The sequence below is a fragment of the Streptomyces fildesensis genome (assembly GCF_016107395.1).
Classification (GTDB): domain Bacteria; phylum Actinomycetota; class Actinomycetes; order Streptomycetales; family Streptomycetaceae; genus Actinacidiphila; species Actinacidiphila fildesensis.
Window position 1 is genome coordinate 47,239 of the sequence record NZ_JAAIKO010000025.1, and the last position, 16,295, is coordinate 63,533.

At 70.6% G+C, this 16,295-nt stretch carries 15 protein-coding genes and 1 tRNA gene; 6 read left to right on the top strand and 10 right to left on the bottom strand.

Annotation, left to right across the window (positions count from 1 at the left end; translation table 11 throughout):
- Window positions 1–97: 97 nt before the first annotated feature.
- Both C6N31_RS27055 and C6N31_RS27060 read right to left on the bottom strand, forming a co-directional pair.
- Window positions 98–694, bottom strand: a complete 597-nt coding sequence (locus C6N31_RS27055; protein ID WP_138354730.1) for a TetR/AcrR family transcriptional regulator — start codon at window positions 692–694, stop codon at window positions 98–100.
- Between the two features lie 186 nt (window positions 695–880).
- Entirely contained in the window at window positions 881–1,576 is a 696-nt protein-coding gene (locus C6N31_RS27060) for an alpha/beta fold hydrolase (protein ID WP_138354731.1), read from the bottom strand.
- A gap of 180 nt (window positions 1,577–1,756) precedes the next feature.
- On the opposite strand from C6N31_RS27060, the gene C6N31_RS27065 reads away from it, so the two are divergent.
- Window positions 1,757–2,791 carry a LacI family DNA-binding transcriptional regulator gene (locus C6N31_RS27065; RefSeq protein WP_164294391.1) on the top strand — a complete coding sequence of 345 codons (1,035 nt, stop codon included), beginning with the start codon at window positions 1,757–1,759 and terminating at the stop codon, window positions 2,789–2,791.
- Window positions 2,792–2,912: 121 nt separating this feature from the next.
- Here the strand turns inward: C6N31_RS27065 and C6N31_RS27070 are convergent.
- From C6N31_RS27070 to galU, 7 genes are all read right to left on the bottom strand, one after another.
- Window positions 2,913–2,986: transfer RNA gene (locus C6N31_RS27070), tRNA-Ala, on the bottom strand.
- Between the two features lie 71 nt (window positions 2,987–3,057).
- Window positions 3,058–4,104, bottom strand: coding sequence for a divisome protein SepX/GlpR (sepX, locus tag C6N31_RS27075; RefSeq protein WP_138354733.1), 1,047 nt, complete (start codon window positions 4,102–4,104; stop codon window positions 3,058–3,060).
- Between the two features lie 117 nt (window positions 4,105–4,221).
- Window positions 4,222–4,842, bottom strand: coding sequence for a GNAT family N-acetyltransferase (locus C6N31_RS27080; RefSeq protein ID WP_187145295.1), 621 nt, complete (start codon window positions 4,840–4,842; stop codon window positions 4,222–4,224).
- Window positions 4,839–5,345 carry a MogA/MoaB family molybdenum cofactor biosynthesis protein gene (locus C6N31_RS27085; RefSeq protein ID WP_164294389.1) on the bottom strand — a complete coding sequence of 169 codons (507 nt, stop codon included), beginning with the start codon at window positions 5,343–5,345 and terminating at the stop codon, window positions 4,839–4,841. Before C6N31_RS27085 ends, C6N31_RS27080 begins: the two co-directional genes overlap by 4 nt.
- The gene (moaC, locus tag C6N31_RS27090) at window positions 5,342–5,824 is read right to left on the bottom strand and encodes a cyclic pyranopterin monophosphate synthase MoaC (protein ID WP_138354735.1); all 483 of its coding nucleotides are present in this window, start codon (window positions 5,822–5,824) and stop codon (window positions 5,342–5,344) included. The genes C6N31_RS27085 and moaC overlap by 4 nt, the downstream gene beginning before the upstream one ends.
- Before the next feature lie 118 nt (window positions 5,825–5,942).
- On the bottom strand, window positions 5,943–7,226 hold the full coding sequence (glp, locus tag C6N31_RS27095; RefSeq protein ID WP_138354736.1) for a molybdotransferase-like divisome protein Glp: 1,284 nt from the start codon (window positions 7,224–7,226) through the stop codon (window positions 5,943–5,945).
- A 5-nt stretch (window positions 7,227–7,231) separates the two neighbouring features.
- On the bottom strand, window positions 7,232–8,140 hold the full coding sequence (gene galU / locus C6N31_RS27100; protein WP_164294387.1) for a UTP--glucose-1-phosphate uridylyltransferase GalU: 909 nt from the start codon (window positions 8,138–8,140) through the stop codon (window positions 7,232–7,234).
- Between the two features lie 81 nt (window positions 8,141–8,221).
- Between galU and C6N31_RS27105 the strand changes: the two genes are divergently transcribed.
- Complete coding sequence (locus tag C6N31_RS27105) at window positions 8,222–8,815, top strand: 5-formyltetrahydrofolate cyclo-ligase (RefSeq protein WP_138354738.1); 594 nt, start codon at window positions 8,222–8,224, stop codon at window positions 8,813–8,815.
- A gap of 7 nt (window positions 8,816–8,822) precedes the next feature.
- Here the strand turns inward: C6N31_RS27105 and C6N31_RS27110 are convergent, their stop codons facing one another.
- On the bottom strand, window positions 8,823–11,525 hold the full coding sequence (locus C6N31_RS27110) for a penicillin acylase family protein (RefSeq protein ID WP_138354739.1): 2,703 nt from the start codon (window positions 11,523–11,525) through the stop codon (window positions 8,823–8,825).
- Between the two features lie 185 nt (window positions 11,526–11,710).
- Between C6N31_RS27110 and C6N31_RS27115 the strand changes: the two genes are divergently transcribed.
- From C6N31_RS27115 to C6N31_RS27130, 4 genes are all read left to right on the top strand, one after another.
- The gene (locus tag C6N31_RS27115) at window positions 11,711–13,198 is read left to right on the top strand and encodes a potassium/proton antiporter (RefSeq protein WP_138354740.1); all 1,488 of its coding nucleotides are present in this window, start codon (window positions 11,711–11,713) and stop codon (window positions 13,196–13,198) included.
- Window positions 13,199–13,438: 240 nt separating this feature from the next.
- Window positions 13,439–14,734, top strand: coding sequence for an MFS transporter (locus C6N31_RS27120; protein WP_244809209.1), 1,296 nt, complete (start codon window positions 13,439–13,441; stop codon window positions 14,732–14,734).
- Between the two features lie 66 nt (window positions 14,735–14,800).
- Window positions 14,801–15,115: an FmdB family zinc ribbon protein gene (locus C6N31_RS27125; RefSeq protein ID WP_138354742.1), complete on the top strand. Its 315-nt coding sequence runs from the start codon at window positions 14,801–14,803 to the stop codon at window positions 15,113–15,115.
- A gap of 116 nt (window positions 15,116–15,231) precedes the next feature.
- The gene (locus tag C6N31_RS27130) at window positions 15,232–16,080 is read left to right on the top strand and encodes an S-methyl-5'-thioadenosine phosphorylase (protein ID WP_164294385.1); all 849 of its coding nucleotides are present in this window, start codon (window positions 15,232–15,234) and stop codon (window positions 16,078–16,080) included.
- Window positions 16,081–16,295: the final 215 nt, after the last annotated feature.

The following is a 16,295-nucleotide window of genomic DNA, read 5'->3' on the forward strand; positions in this document are numbered from 1 at the left end:
GTCAGGTGGGGCCTTGTTCCGGTGTGATCTTGTGCCGGTGGGGTCTTGTTCCGGTGGATCGGGCGGTGGGATCAGGCGATTGATCCCACCGGTCGGATCAGGTCAGACGCAGGGCGGGGAGTACCACCGCGTCGATGTATCGGAAGGCGAATTCGGGGTCGGGTTCGACTCCCTCGATCAGCGGCCGCCCCATCGCGGCGCCGATCAGCATGTGCGGTACGAAATGCCTGGCGGGTACGTCGGCCGCCAGTTCGCCACGTTCCACGGCACGTTGCAACATGCCGTCGAAGGCGGCCATTTCCGGTTCGATGAGCAGTTGCCGCAACGCCTGGAAGAGGTCCGGATTCTGATGTGCGGCCTGTCCGAGCGCCCGCATCAGTTCGTTGTCCCGCTTCGAGTCGCCCGTCGCGTCATGGCACCGCACCAGTTCGCGCAGGTCGCCCCGCACCGATCCGGTGTCGATGTCCTCGATCCGCACCGGCTTGGTGTGCCGCAGCGCGGTCGCCACCAGTTCGGGCTTGCCCTTCCACTGGCGGTAGAGCGTGGCCTTGCTGGAGCGGGTGCGCGAGGCGATCGCGTCCATGGTGAGCGCCTCGTAGCCCACCTCCCGCAGCATCTCGACCACCGCGGCGTAGAGCTCCTGCTCGCGTTCGGGCGTGAGCCTGGTGCGGCGTGCCGGGGCATCCGTCGACATCCTCGGCCTCCATCCAAACGAAACGGTTTCGTACAGCTGACTCCTAGAGAGTAGAACACCACCCATCGAAACGGAAACGTTTCGATGGGTGGTGTGGGTCACGTTGTCCGGCTTTACGGCCGGCGGACCGCCCTTTACGCCCGGTTTGCCGCCCGCCGCGCCAAGACCGGAGGGACTTCGGACGGCTCAGATCCAGCCGTCCAGCGAACGGAAGAACCCGTCGAAGTCGTCGCGGTGGATGGTGTGGCCGGCGCCCACGACCGTACGGATCCCGAAGCCGCGCTCGCTGAGCAGCCCCGCGTCGTCCGGGCCGATCAGGAAGCTGTTCTCGGCGAGCTGCACGAGCGACGGGACGGCGGGCTTCTGCGGCAGATAGCCGGTCAGCGGCCGGCCGCCCAGGAAGGCGGCGGAGTCGGTGTCCCACAGCGCCAGGGTGGCGAGTTCCACCTCGATGTCCGCCTCCTCCCAGCGCGGGTTCAGGCCGGCGATCTGCTCCCGTGTGGCCCGGGCGAAGTGGACGAAGATCGCCGGGTCGACCTGCTGAGCGGGGTCCGCCGAGGCCCAGGCCGGGTCGGAGTAGACGGCCCGCGCCGGGGCGAGGCGCTCGGCGGCGAGCGACAGCGCCAGCCCGCCCAGCGAGTGCCCGACCGCCAGCTCCGCGCCGCCCGGCAGCGTCTCGACGAGGTCCTCGGCGAACAGCTCGGGGCTGTACTCGCCGCGCGGGCTCTCACCGTGACCGCGCAGGTCCACGGCGATGACGCGGTAGCCCCGGTCCGCGAGCGCGGGACCGACCCGGCGCCAGGTGCGGTGGTCGGACATGATGCCGTGGACCAGGAGCGCGATCCGGTCGCCGGTGCCCCACTCGCGGGTGTTGAGCTTCATGGTGTTGATGCCTCTCCTGCTGTTGGGGTGCTGCCGGACTGCCGGGGGCTCCGACGGAGGGTTCGGTCCCATCTTCGGGCGCGGGGCGGTGACACCCGTCGCATGACACGTGTAACTATATGTGTAGCATCCACCCCGAACTCTCGGCCAGACCGGATCTCTGAAAAGATGCCGAGCGGAATGACACAGTCACCCGAGCCCACGAGCCCCCCGGCCACGCCGACCAGCACCGATGTCGCGCGCCTCGCCGGTGTGTCCCGCGCCACCGTCTCGTACGTCCTGAACGCCCAGGCCGCGGGCCGCGTCAGCACGCGGACCCAGGACCGGGTGCGCGCCGCCGCGGAAGAGCTCGGCTATGTGCCGCACGCCGCAGCCCGCACCCTGCGGGCCGGGCACTCCGGCCTCGTCCTGCTGACCACCCCGGCCACCCCGATCCCCAGGATCGGCGCGCTCTTCGGCGACTTCCTGATGGAACTGCAGGGCGCTCTGCACCAGCTCGGCTACACCAGCGTCTGGCACGGCCCCGTCGCGGGCGCCGGCGAGCAGGCCGCGCGCGCCTGGGCGGAACTGCGCCCGGCCGCCGTCCTCGCCCTGCCGGGCACCGGCCTGACCCCGTCCGCCGTCGAGCTGCTCAAGCGCTCGGGCACCCGCGCCGTGCTCACCCTCGGCATGCAGCCGGTGGCGGGCGCGCACGCCCTGCTCCTCGACCAGGAGATGCTCGGCGCCCGCGCCGGCACCCATCTGCTGGAGCGCGGCCGCCGCCGGATCGGCGTCATCATGCCGACCGAGTCGGGCCTCGACCTCTTCAGCGTTCCCCGCCTCGCCGGCGTCCGGGCGGCCGCCACCCTCGAGACCGGCACCCACGTCGAGCCGCTCACGCTGGACTGCACCGAGGAATCGGCGGCCGAACTCGCCGCCCGCTGGCCCCGGCTCGGCCTCGACTCCCTCTTCGCGTACAACGACGAGTACGCGATGCTCGTGATGCGCGCCTTCCAGGACGCCGGCCTGGCCATCCCCGGCGACCTCGCGATCGTCGGCGCCGACGACCTCCTCCTGGCCCGCCTGCTGCGCCCGCGCCTCACCAGCGTGCACTTCGACACCATCCCCACCGCCCGCATCGTGGGCCTGGTCGACCGCGCCATCCGCGAGCCGGAAACGGCCCCGGAGACCCACCAGTTGACCCGTGTCGTCGTAGCGGCCCGCGACTCCGGCTGACCCCCACCCGCCCCACGAACGCGCCCCACGGACCCGCCCAGCCGCCCCGCAGGACCCCGGAATCACCCCGAACACCAAAAAGCCCCTGGCGGGTTTCCCCGCCAGGGGCTTTGAGCTGCGGTGGACCTGTGGGGATTTGAACCCCAGACCCCCTCGATGCGAACGAGGTGCGCTACCAGACTGCGCCACAGGCCCTTGCAACGAGGAAAACGATAGCACCCTCTCGGGGGTGGTTGTTAACGAGATCCTCGCTGGTCACCGATCGCTCACTCGTTGGCGGCGCGCGGCCGGTCCGGGTCGGCGTACTGGTCGAACAAGGGGGTGCGGGAACGGTCGCGGGAGCGGCGGCCGGTGGTGGGGCGCGGGAGCTCGCGCTGCGGCTCCGGCTCGGGGGCCGCGGCCGGGGCCGGCGTGGCCTGCGGGTGGCCCGGCGTGGTGCCGGAGCGTGCCGAGCTCCAGTTGCCCGGCGCGGTGAAGTCGATGCCGCCCGGGGTGCGGGGCGCGACCGGCGCCGTGACGTACGTGGGCAGCGGCACCGGTACGGGGTCCCAGCCGTCGTCGGGGGCCGCGTGCTGCTCGCGCTGCTGCTGGTCCACCCACTCCGCGTGATCGGTCTGCTCGACCAGGGCCCGCCGGTCCGCGGTGCGCGGCGAGGTGGCGGGCTCGGGCTCGTCGTCGAGGTCCGGCTCGTCGGCCGCCTGGGGGCGCGGGCGGTCGCGCAGCCGCACGGCGGCGTCGGCGGCCCGGCGCTGGTCGATCTTGACCTCGAAGCGGCGGCGCTCCTGGCGGCGCAGATGGCCGATGTAGAGGGTCAGCAGCGCGGCGGGCGCCGCCGGCGCCCACAGGAACGCGAGGCCGCCCACGGCGGCGACGATCGCGCCGACGGTGAAGGCCAGGAAGAGGAGCGTGGTGGTGCGGCGACGGCGCGCGAGGACCTTGGCCCGGGGGTTGTGCACCGGGCCGGGACGCTGCGCCTTCTGATGCGCGGGGACGGGGTGGTGCGCCGGGGCGGACTGCTGGGCCGGAACGGCCGCCGGGGCGGGTTTGATCTCGGTCGCGGGCACGGCGAGGCCCCGGACGTCCACCACGTCGTCGACGGAGTCCGGTGCATCGGCGGGCTGATCGCTCTCATCGCGCGCTTTCGCGACGCGACGCTCCATCCCCGCCCTTCCGGACAGCAGCCGGATGGCGGTGCTGAAGCGTTCCGTCGGACGCGCTTCGTTGAGCTCATCCTGCCTACGGAGCCACATCGGCACCAAGTAGGCAGCCCAGGCCCCGACGATGACTGCGTAGATGAGGCCACTACTGCTCACGGATTACACGGTAGGTGCCACGGAGACACGCCATACGCAATTCCGCACGGTGTGTCGCACGATCTGGCTGATATGCCGAGATTTTTTTGTGATTGGGTTCATTTTCGAACATTTATTTTATTTCTGCGGCGTTCCCGGCCTGGCCTGCCGCCATCGGTTGAGCAGCCCCTCCGGCACTTCCTCCGCCGTCAACGCGAACACCAAGTGGTCACGCCACGCACCGTCGATGTGGAGATAGCGCGGGCGCGGACCCTCTTCGCGAAATCCGAGTTTTTCCACCACCCGTCGGCTGGGGGTGTTCTCCGGCCGGATGCACACCTCGACCCGGTGCAGCCCGACATGGCGGAAACAGTGGTCGACGGCGAGCGCGACAGAGGTCGGCATGACGCCGCGTCCGGCGACCGACCGGTCGACCCAGTAGCCGACATGGGCGGAGCACATCGAGCCCCAGGTGACGCCGGCGACGGTCAACTGACCGGCCAGCCGCCCCTGGTACTCGATGACGAAGGGCAGCATGCGGCCCGCGTTCGCCTCCGACCGCAGATGGCGCACCATCTGACGGTACGTGGGGCGCTGGATGACATGGCCGGGCGGCGCGGGCGGCACGGTGGCCTCCCACGGCCGCAGCCAGTCGCGGTTGCGGCGGTTGACCTCGCGCCAGGAGCGCTGGTCGCGCATCCGGATCGGGCGGAGGGTGATGTCACCGTCCACCAGCTCGGCCGGCCAGGACGCGTTCAGCTCGCCCCTCTTTTCTGGCCGGTGGGCCCGGATTGCGGGTGGTCGCCGCCGCGGATCTGGTCGACGGCGTGGACGAGGAGCGGGGCGAGCACGTCCAGGCCGTCCTTGACGCCACCGGTCGAGCCCGGAAGGTTCACCACCAGGGTGCCGCCGGCGACGCCCGCGACGCCACGGGACAGCACCGCGGTGGGCACCTTCTCCCGCCCGGCGGCACGGATCGCCTCGGCGATGCCGGGGATCTCGTAGTCCAGCACCTCGCGGGTGACCTCCGGAGTGCGGTCGGTGGGCGAGATCCCGGTCCCACCGGTGGTCACGACGACGTCGTAGGAGGCCGCCACTGCGTCGCGCAGGGCCTGCCCGACGGGCTCCCCGTCCGGGACCACCCGCGGGCCGTCGGTCTCGAAGCCGAGAGCCCGCAGCGCAGCGACGATCAGCGGTCCGCCGCGGTCCTCGTAGACACCCGCGGCGGCGCGGTTCGACGCGGTGACCGCCAGCGCCCTCATGGCCGCTGCCAGTCGCCGGACTTGCCGCCGGTCTTCGTCTCGACCCGCACGTCGGTGATGACGGCGGCCTTGTCCACGGCCTTGACCATGTCGATGACGGTCAGGGCCGCGACGGTGACGGCGGTGAGCGCCTCCATCTCGACCCCGGTGCGGTCGGTGGTCCGCACGGTCGCGGCGATCTCCACGGCCTCGTCGGTGACGGCGAGGTCGAGCGTCACCCCGGACAGCGCGAGCGGATGGCAGAGCGGGATCAGGTCCGGCGTCCGCTTGGCGCCCATGATACCCGCGATGCGCGCGGTGGCGAGGGCGTCGCCCTTGGGAACGCCCTCACCGCGCAGCAGCTCGATCACGCGCGGGGCGACGAGTACCCGGCCGGTGGCGCGGGCCGTGCGGGCGGTGACGTCCTTGCCGGAGACGTCCACCATCCGGGCCGCACCGGCCTCGTCGATGTGGGTGAGGTGCTCTTGCGCGCTGCTCATCGTTCTCCCGGTCCGGTCCTCTGGGCAGCCACCGTACCGGGAGGGCGGATCAAAAGGGCCGCAGGGCCTTCAACGGGAGGGCCCGGTCGATACCGCACGGGACCTTTTTCACCACGCCCTAGTCCAGCCGGATCACGTCGACCTCCGCGCCCTTCTCCACGGAGGTGGTGTCCTCCGGGACGACGATCAGCGCGTTGGCGTGCGCGAGCGATCTGACCAGGTGGGACGCGGAGCCGCCGACGGGGGTCACCGTGCCGTTCGCGTACTTGCCGCGGAGGAACTGGCGCTTGCCCTCGGGCGACGACTCGATCGCCGTGTCGCAGAGCGCGCGCACGACCTCGCGGTGCACGGCGCCGGCGCCCATCAGCGTGCGGATCGCGGGGCGTACGAAGAGCTCGAAGGAGACATACGCGCTGACCGGGTTGCCGGGCAGGGCCAGCAGCGGGATGCGGTCGGGGCCGATCCGGCCGAAGCCCTGGGGCTTGCCGGGCTGCATGGCGAGCTTGCGGAAGTCGACACGGCTCTCGTCGTCCTCGATCGAGGCGAGCGCCTCCTTGACAACGTCGTACGCGCCGACGCTCACCCCACCGCTGGTGACGATGATGTCGGCCCGGATGAGCTGGTCCTCGATGGTGGCACGCAGTGTCTCGACGTCATCGGCGACGGCGCCGACCCGGTACGCGATGGCGCCCGCGTCCCGCGCGGCGGCGGTCAGCGCGAAGCTGTTGGAGTCATGGATCCGGCCGGGGCTGAGCTCCTCGCCGGGCTGTACGAGCTCGCTGCCGGTCGACATCACCACGACCCGGGGGCGCGGGCGCACCCGGACGCTGCCGCGGCCGATGGCGGCGAGCAGCCCGATCTGCGGCGGGCCGAGGATCGTGCCGGCGGCCAGCGCCAGCTCCCCCGCGGCGACGTCGCTGCCGCGGGCCCTGACGTACTGGCGCGCCTCGACAGGACGGTGGACCCGGACCTCGCCGCTGGCGCCGGCCGGGTCGGAGCTGTGCGACCGCATGGTGGTGGCCGGTCCGCCGCCGGTGCCGGCGTCGGTCCACTCCACGGGGACGACGGCCTCCGCGCCGGGCGGCAGCGGGGCGCCGGTCATGATGCGGGCGGCCTGGCCGGGGCCGACGGTGGGCAGATGGTCGCTGCCCGCCGCGACATCCCCGATGACGGTCAGGACCGCCGGGTGCGCGTCGGTGGCCCCGTCCGTGTCCGCGGTGCGGACCGCGTAGCCGTCCATCGCGCTGTTGTCGAAGGGCGGCAGCGCGACGGGGACGGTGACGTCCTCGACGAGGACGCAGCCCTGGGCGTCGAGGAGTTGCAGCTCGATCGATTCCAGCGGGGACAACTGCCCGAGGATGTTGTCGAGGTGCTCGGAGACAGACCAGATTCGGTCAGCCACGGTGCTCAATCTTGCATCTCCTCAGTCACGTACGAGCGGAGCCAGGTCCGGAAGTCCGGGCCCAGGTCTTCACGTTCGCACGCGAGTCTGACAATGGCACGCAGATAGTCGGCGCGGTCGCCGGTGTCGTAGCGGCGCCCGGTGAAGACCACGCCGTGGACCGGGCCGCCGTCGTCGTCGCGGTGGGACATCTCCCGCAGCGCGTCGGTGAGCTGGATCTCCCCGCCGCGGCCGGGCGGCGTCTTCTTGATCGCGTCGAACACCGCCGGGTCCAGCACGTACCGGCCGATGATCGCGTACGAGGACGGTGCCTCGTTCGTCGCGGGCTTCTCGACCAGGTCCGTCACCCGCACCACGTCGTGCTCGGCGGTGGGCACGATCGCCGCGCAGCCGTACAGGTGGATCTGCGCCGGGTCGACCTCCATCAGCGCGATGACGCTGCCGCCGAACCGCTCCTGGATGTCGATCATGCGTGACAGCAGCGGGTCCCGCGGGTCGATCAGGTCGTCACCCAGCAGCACCGCGAAGGGCTGGTCCCCCACATGCGGCTCCGCGCACAGCACCGCGTGCCCCAGACCCTTCGGGTCCCCCTGTCGCACGTAGTGCATCGTGGCCAGGTCGCTGGACTCCCGCACCCGCGCCAGCCGCGACTCGTCGCCCTTGCGGGTCAGCGCCTCTTCCAGCTCGTAGTTCCGGTCGAAGTGGTCCTCGAGCGCGCGCTTGTTCCGCCCGGTGATCATCAGCACGTCACTGAGGTTCGCCGCCCGCGCCTCCTCCACCACGTACTGGATCGCCGGCTTGTCGACGACCGGCAGCATCTCCTTGGGCGTGGCCTTGGTGGCCGGCAGGAACCGGGTACCGAGACCCGCCGCCGGGATGACGGCCTTGGTGATCCGAGTACGTGCTTGAGTCATGCCGTGCACCATAACCGCTGCGCGTGAGGTGAAGATGAAGTTCCGGTTGATAACGGCTGATAGGCGGCGGTAGTGCGGGGTATGAGCGACAACCACGGCACCAAGGGGGCGCTGCGCGCCGAGTTGCTGGGCGTCCGGCGCGGACGGACGCCGCAGGAGCGCGCGGCGGCGGCCCGCTCGCTGGCCGACCGGGTGGCTGACCTGCCCGAGGTCCGGGCGGCGGGCACCGTCGCCGCCTATGTGTCGATGGGCACGGAACCCGGCACCCGCGACCTGATCGACGCGCTGCGTGCCGCCGGCACCCGTGTGCTGCTTCCCGTACTGATGGCCGATAACGACCTGGACTGGGCGGAGTACGAGGGACCGCAGGCGCTGGAGCGCACGGACCGGGGGCTGTTCGAGCCGACCGGCGCGCGCCTGGGACCCGACGCGGTGACGCGGGCCCGGGTGGTGCTGCTGCCGGGGCTCGCGGTGGACGGGCGCGGGCTGCGGCTGGGCCGCGGCGGGGGCTCGTACGACCGCGTGCTGGCCCGGCTGGAGCGGGCGGGCGGGCGGCCGGCCCTCATGGTGCTGCTCTACGCGAACGAGGTGGTCGCCCGGGTCCCGAGGGAACCGCACGACCACCCCGTGCACTTCGCGGTCACCCCCGAGGGGATCCACCGCTTCACCCCCTGAAAGGGGGTTACGGCGTGAGCGCCATCTTGTCGTCCGTCGCGCCGTCCACCGTGGGTCTGGAGAAGACCCACGGCAGGAGCTCGCCCTTGGCCCACAGCGCCGTCTGGTCGGAGTAGTGCGCGTTGTACGCGTGCCCCGAGGCGCCGGTGAGGTTGATCCAGCGGGACTTGTCGAAGTCGTCGAGGTTGACGATCATGCGCATCGACGGCACCCAGACGACGTCGTAGCCACCGGCCGCGTTCCAGCCCGTCGCGTTGACGGCCGCCTCGCCGCCGCCGAGCTGCCACGGGCCGCGGTTGAGCAGCCACTTCACCACGGCGGGGCCGCCGGTGCCCAGCGTCTGGTTCTTGAGTTCCAGCTTGTGCAGCCGGCCCCAGCTCCAGGTGTCGATGTCCTTGCCGAGCTTGGCGGTCAGCTCGTACCGCGCGTCCTGCATCGCCTGCCGGAGCAGCTGGTCCCGCGTGGTGTGCGCGGACGGCGCCGAGGTCTTGTCGAAGAACGCGGTCGGCGACATCGTCCACCAGGCGTTCTTCTCGTCCGGAAGGATCTTGCGGACCACCTCGAACCAGCGGTCGCCGCCGTCCGGCTGCGCCTGGTCGGCTTCGCGCTCACCGCACTCGTTGACGGTCTCGCTCTTGCCGTTGAGGTCGTCGACCGGGCCCGACCGGTCGACGGCCGGGACGCGCAGGCACTGGTCCTCGGGGCGCAGCTCCTTGGGCAGCTTGTTGCCGAAGGCGAGCTTGAGGGTGTTGCGCCAGACCGCGTTGAAGTAGGCGGCGGCCGCGGAGTCGGCGTCCTGGTTGAAGTCCCAGCCCTCCAGCAGCTGCTGGGCGTCGCGGACGTAGGAGTCCTTGACGTCGACCTTGAGCAGATAGGGCACCAGCAGCTTCGCGATCTCGCTGCTGCTGTCGGACTGCATGGACTGCATGTCGTCCATGGAGACCTTGCCGCCGTCCTTGATCTTGGACGCGATGAGGTCGTTGATGCGCTGGCTGCGGGCGCCGTAGCCCCAGTCCTTGGTCAGCATCGGGCCGTACTTGTCCTCGTCGATCACGGCCTGGTTGGCGGTGACGATGTAGCCGCGCGCCGGGTCCTCCTCCCAGGGCATGGACTTGAACGGGATGTACGTGTCCCAGCGGTAGCGCGAGTCCCAGCCGGGCGCGGGGTAGCGGCCGTCGCCGTTGGCGCGCACCGGGATCCTGCCCGGGGCCTGGTAGCCGATGTGGCCCTGCTTGTCGGCGTAGATCAGGTTCTGTGACGGGACCTCGAAGTCGGCCGCCGCGGCCCGGAACTGGGTGAAGTCCTGCGCCTTGTCGATCTCGAAGACCGCGTCCATGCTCTTGCCGGGGTCGAGTGCGGTCCACCGCAGGGCGACCGCGTAACCGCCGCTGCGGTCCGGGGCGGCGTCCTGGACGGGCGCGCTCTCGCCGACCTTGAGCAGTTCGTCGGAGCGGTCGGAGATGATCGGGCCGTTGTTGGTGGTGCGCACGACGATGTCGCGGTCGGCGCCGCCGGCGACCTTGATGGTCTCCTTGCGGGTCGTGAACGGCTTCTGCTTGCCGTCGTAGAGGTAGCTGTCCGCGGTGACCTTCTCCAGGTACAGGTCGGTCACGTCGGCGCCGAGGTTGGTCATCCCCCAGGCGATGTTCTGGTTGTGGCCGATGACGACACCGGGCATTCCGGAGAACGTGTAGCCGGCCACGTCGAACGGACAGGCCGTGCCGACGCTGCGGCAGTGCAGCCCCATCTGGTACCAGAGGGACGGCATCTGCGGTGCCAGGTGCGGGTCGTTGGCCAGCATCGGCTTGCCGGTGGTCGTGTACTTGCCGGAGACGACCCAGGAGTTGGAGCCGATGCCGTTGCCGGACGGGCCGAGCAGATTGGGCATCTGGTCGATGATCTCGGAGAGCCCGGAGAGCTGGCTGTTCAGGGCGCCGGCGGCGATCGGGGTGCCCCCGGCGCCGGCCGGTGTGTACTTCTTGGTGATCGGGTCGAGCTTGCCGCCGTCGACGATCGGCTGGTGCCGCTGGTACGGGTAGCCGGGGTAGAGCGACTCGATCTGGCTGCTGTCGAGCCGGCTCGTCATGAGCGCCCGGTCGATCTCCTCCTGCATGTTGCCGCGCAGGTCCCAGGCCATGGCCTTGAGCCAGGCGACGGAGTCGACCGGGGTCCACTGCTCGGGCTTGTAGTCGTTGGAGAACGACAGGGCCGCGTACTCGACGGACAGGCTCGCACCGCTGTGATCCTTCAGATACGCGTTGACGCCGTCCGAATAGGCCTGCAGGTACTTCTTGGTCGTCGCGTCGAGCTTGGTGTCGTACTCCTTCTGCGCGATGCCGCGCCAGCCGAGCGTGCGGAGGAACGCGTCGGTCTCCACCTGTCCGGAGCCGAACATCTCCGACAGCCGGCCCGCGGTGAGGTGGCGTCGGACGTCCATCTCGTAGAACCGGTCCTGCGCCTGGACGAAGCCCTGGGCCCGGAACAGGTCCTCGGAGGTGTCCGCGTAGATCTGCGGGATGCCGTTGCCGTCACGCTCCACGTCGACCGGCGCGGTCAGGCCCTTGAGTTTCAGCGAACCGGTGGTCTCGGGGAACGAGGCCCGCACGGTGCTGACGCTCCAGTACGACCCGTATCCGATGCCCCCCACCAGCAGGACCACGAACGCGATCACAAAGAGGCGAAGGCGGCGGGACTTCTTCTTGGCGGGCATCTCTGTCCTTCGAGGGGCAGGGTGGACCGGGTGCTCTTGGTGCTGGATTGGTGCTGGAGCAACCATAGGCGCAGCGATCGGGGCACCCCTACGCGGAGTCATCGTTGACCGCGGAAGTTCAAGTACCGGTAAAATGTTAGGCAAGGCAATGAACTTCTCCCTGGCCTTCGAGGAAGGACCGCGCCCTGACTGTCCACCGTCTCAATGAACTCCTGTTGATCGGCGCCCTCGTGCTGCTCATCGCGGTGGTCGCCGTGCGACTGGCGTCCCGCAGCGGCCTGCCCACTCTGCTCATCTACCTCGGCATCGGCGTCGCGATCGGCCAGGACGGCCCGTTCGGCTTCACCTTCGACGACGTCCAGCTGACCCAGGTCCTGGGATATGCGGCACTTGTGGTGATTCTTGCCGAAGGTGGACTCGGCACGAAGTGGCAGGAGATCAAACCGGTGGTGCCCGCCGCCGCCGTGCTCTCGACGTTCGGCCTCATGCTGAGCGTCTTCATCACGGCGGGTGCGGCCCACTATCTGGTGGGGCTGGACTGGCGGCAGGCGCTCATCATCGGAGCGGTGGTGTCGTCCACGGACGCGGCGGCGGTGTTCTCGGTCCTGCGCAACGTGCCGCTGCCGAAACGAATCACCGGAGTTCTGGAAGCGGAATCCGGCTTCAACGACGCCCCGGTCGTCATCCTCGTGGTCGCCTTCTCCACCGCGGGACCCGTCGACCACTGGTACGTGCTCGTCGCGGAGATCGCCATGGAGCTGGCGATCGGCGCCGCGATCGGACTGACGGTCGGCTGGCTCGGCGCCTACGCGTTGCGGCACATCGCCCTGCCCGCCTCCGGCCTCTACCCGATCGCGGTGATGGCCATCGCGGTCTTCGCCTACGCCGCCGGCGCGACGGCGCACGGCTCCGGATTCCTCGCCGTCTACATCGCCTCCCTGATACTGGGCAACGCGAAACTGCCGCACCGGCCGGCCACCCGGGGCTTCGCCGAAGGGCTCGGCTGGATCGCGCAGATCGGCCTCTTCGTCCTGCTCGGACTGCTCGTCACCCCGCACGAACTCGGCGACGACATCCTGCCCGCACTGGTCATCGGCCTGATCCTGACCGCGGTGGCCAGACCGCTGTCGGTGACCGCGAGCCTGGCGCCGTTCAGCATCCCCTGGCGCGAGCAGGCGCTGATGTCCTGGGCCGGGCTGCGCGGCGCCGTGCCCATCGTGCTGGCCACCATCCCGATGGTCGCGGGCGTGCCCAACAGCCGCCGGATATTCAACATCGTCTTCATTCTGGTGATCGTCTACACGCTGGTGCAGGGCCCGACGCTGCCGTGGCTCGCCCGGCGGCTGCGCCTCGGCGTCCGCGACGGGGCGGCCGACCTGGGCATCGAGTCGGCGCCGCTGGAACGGCTGCGCGGCCACCTCCTCTCGGTGTCCATCCCGGAGGAGTCCCGGATGCACGGCGTGGAGGTCAACGAGCTGCGGCTGCCTGCCGGGGCGGCCGTCACGCTCGTCGTACGGGACGGGGCCAGCTTCGTACCGCTGCCGAACACGGTGCTGCGGCGCGGCGACGAGCTGCTGGTCGTCGCCACCGATCCGGTGCGGGACGCGGCGGAGCGGCGGCTGCGCGCGATCGGGAAGGGCGGCAAGCTCGCGAACTGGCTGGGCGAGGGGTGAGCGAGCTGGGGTGAGCGAGGTCTCAGGGGGAAATGGGTGGCACTCGGGGCGAATGGCACTGAGTGCCGCTAAGCTGGGCCGGTACGTCTTGACCACGTACGTGTTGAGTACACAGACCTCTGTCTGACGCAGAGCTGGCGCGACGGGACGACCACAGTCGTCCCGTGTCTTGCGCGAGCGGACAGCTCTCGGCGCCATCCGTGACGGATGCCGCTACCAGACAGCACAAAGGACCAAGCCGTGGCATCCACGGTGAACCAGCCGGACAGCCCCGCCACCAAGCGGCCCGGTTACGGACAACTTCTGCGCACACCCCGCGCCTGGACGTTCCTGCTGCCCGGGTTCGCGGCCCGGCAGCCCTTCGCGATGCTCACCATCGGCATCGTGCTGCTCGTCCAGAACACCACCGGCTCCTACGGCACGGCGGGCGCCGTCGCCGCGGTGACCGGTGTCTCCATGGCGATCTTCGCCCCGCAGAACGGCAAGCTCGCCGACCGTTTCGGACAGAGCGCCGTCCTGTTGCCGGGCGTCCTCGTGCACACGGCCTCCGTCATCCTGCTGACCGTGCTGGCCCTGTCGCACGCCCCCCTGTGGGCGCTGTTCGCGGCCGCCGTGCCGGCCGGCGCCTCGGTGCCGCAGATCGGACCGATGGTCCGGGCCCGCTGGGCGGCCAAGCTGGACGGTTCGCCCCTGATGTCGACCGCCGCGGCCTTCGAGTCCGTGACGGACGAGTTCACCTTCGTCATCGGCCCGGTGCTGGCCACCGCGCTGTGCACGGGAGTGCACCCGGCGGCCGGCCTGATCGCCGAGGCCACCCTCACCCTGGTCGGCGGCCTGTTCTTCGCCGCCCAGCGCAGCACCGCACCGGCGCCCAACAGGACCGTCGACGGCGTCCGCGCGAAGCACACCTCGGCGCTGACCATCCCGGGCGTCAGGGCGCTGGCCGTGGCCTTCCTCGGCATCGGCGCGGTCTTCGGCGGCATGCAGGTCGGCCTGACGTCCTTCACCGAGGAGATCGGCCGCCAGGGCATCGCGGGGCTGCTGTACGGCACCTTCGCGGCGGGCAACATGCTGGCCGGAGTCGTCTGCGGGGCCATCGCCTGGCGCCGCAGCCCGCAGGGCCGGCTGCTGATCGCGTACGCGGCGCTCGCACTGGCCTGCTCCGCGCTGTGGGCCGTGCACTCGGTGCCGCTGCTCGGCGCGCTCGGCCTGCTCATCGGGCTGTGCATCGCCCCCGCCCTGATCACCGGCTACACCCTGGTCGAATCCCTGGTGCCGGCCACCTCCCGCACCGAGGCCTTCACCTGGCTGACCGGCTCGGTCGCGCTCGGCCAGGCCATCGCGGTCACGGCCGCCGGCCAGCTGGCCGACCGGGTCAGCGCGAGCGCCGCCTTCGTGGTGCCGCTGGCCGGTACGGCGCTGGCTCTGGCCACCCTCGTGGCGCTGCGCAAGCGGCTCAAACCACGCTCCGAGGGACGGATCGTCCAGGGTTCGACACGTGGGATGAGTCACCGCGTGCCGGTCACGGTGGACTGACGCGGCGGAATGCTGCACTATTGAATGTCGTTAGCACTCATCGAGTGAGAGTGCCAGGAGGATCAAGTGCCGACGTACCAGTACCAGTGCACCGAGTGCGGCGAGGGCCTCGAGGCGGTGCAGAAGTTCAGCGATGACGCTCTGACCGTTTGCCCGACCTGCAGCGGACGCCTGCGCAAGATCTTCTCGGCGGTCGGGGTCGTGTTCAAGGGTTCCGGTTTCTACCGGACCGACAGCCGTGGCTCGTCCTCGGCGAGCACCCCCGCGGCCAAGAGCAGCTCGGATGCGAAGCCTTCGACGACGTCCGCGCCGTCCTCGGCATCGTCCGGCAGCTCCTCATCCGGTTCGAGCAGCTCTTCCAGCGGGTCTTCCGCAGCCTGATCGCTGTGCACGTGTGAGCCCGCGAGCGAGTCGCAAGGCTTACGCGTCGATGACGGACCCCGCCGATCCAGTCGGCGGGGTCCTCGTCGTATCCGGCCGCCGTTAGGGTGATCCGCATGGTGGAGATGAGCGGTGCGCGAGCCGATATCGGCGTCATTGGCGGGTCCGGTTTCTACTCGTTCCTCGAGGATGTGACCGAGATCACGGTCGAGACCCCCTACGGTCCGCCGAGCGACTCGCTCTTCCTCGGCGAAGTGGCCGGCCGGCGGGTGGCATTCCTGCCGCGGCACGGCCGCAAGCACCACTTGCCGCCGCACAAGATCAACTACCGGGCCAACCTGTGGGCGCTGCGCTCGGTCGGCGCGCGCCAGGTGCTCGGCCCGTGCGCGGTGGGCGGACTGCGCGCGGAGTTCGGCCCCGGCACCCTGCTGGTGCCCGACCAGCTCGTGGACCGCACGAAGTCCCGCGTCCAGACGTACTTCGACGGTGAGGTGCTGCCGGACGGCAGGCAGCCGAACGTCGTGCATGTCTCGCTGGCCGACCCGTACTGCCCGGTGGGCCGCCAGGTCGCGGTGGACACCGCGCGGGCGGGCGGCTGGGACGCGGTCGACGGCGGGACGCTGGTCGTCGTCGAGGGGCCCCGGTTCTCGACCCGGGCGGAGTCCCGGTGGCATGCGGCGCAGGGCTGGTCGGTGGTCGGCATGACCGGGCACCCCGAGGCGATCCTCGCGCGGGAACTCGGGCTCTGCTACACGTCCCTGACGCTGGTGACGGACCTGGACGCGGGCGCCGAGACGGGCGAGGGGGTCTCCCACGAGGAGGTCCTGGAGGTCTTCGCGGCGAACGTCGGCCGGATGCGGACCGTGCTGTTCGACGTGGTCGGCGGGCTGCCGCCGATCGCGGAGCGGAACTGCCTGTGCGTGGACCCGTGGGGCGGCCAGGACCCGGGGATCACGCTGCCGTAGGGCTGTGGAGCTGTGGGTGCGCGGGTTCGCGGATCTGCGGGTTCGGGATTTTCACCCGCGCGGGTGACGGAGTTTTCCACAACTGGTGAGTAATCCACAGGCCCGAGAGGGCCGTCAGCCGGGTGCGGGATCGTAGGGATCCCAGTCGCAGAGATCCCTAAGAGGCGGTGGTCGCCGTGCCCGCATTTCCCAATCCCTCTCCCTCTCCCGCCGCA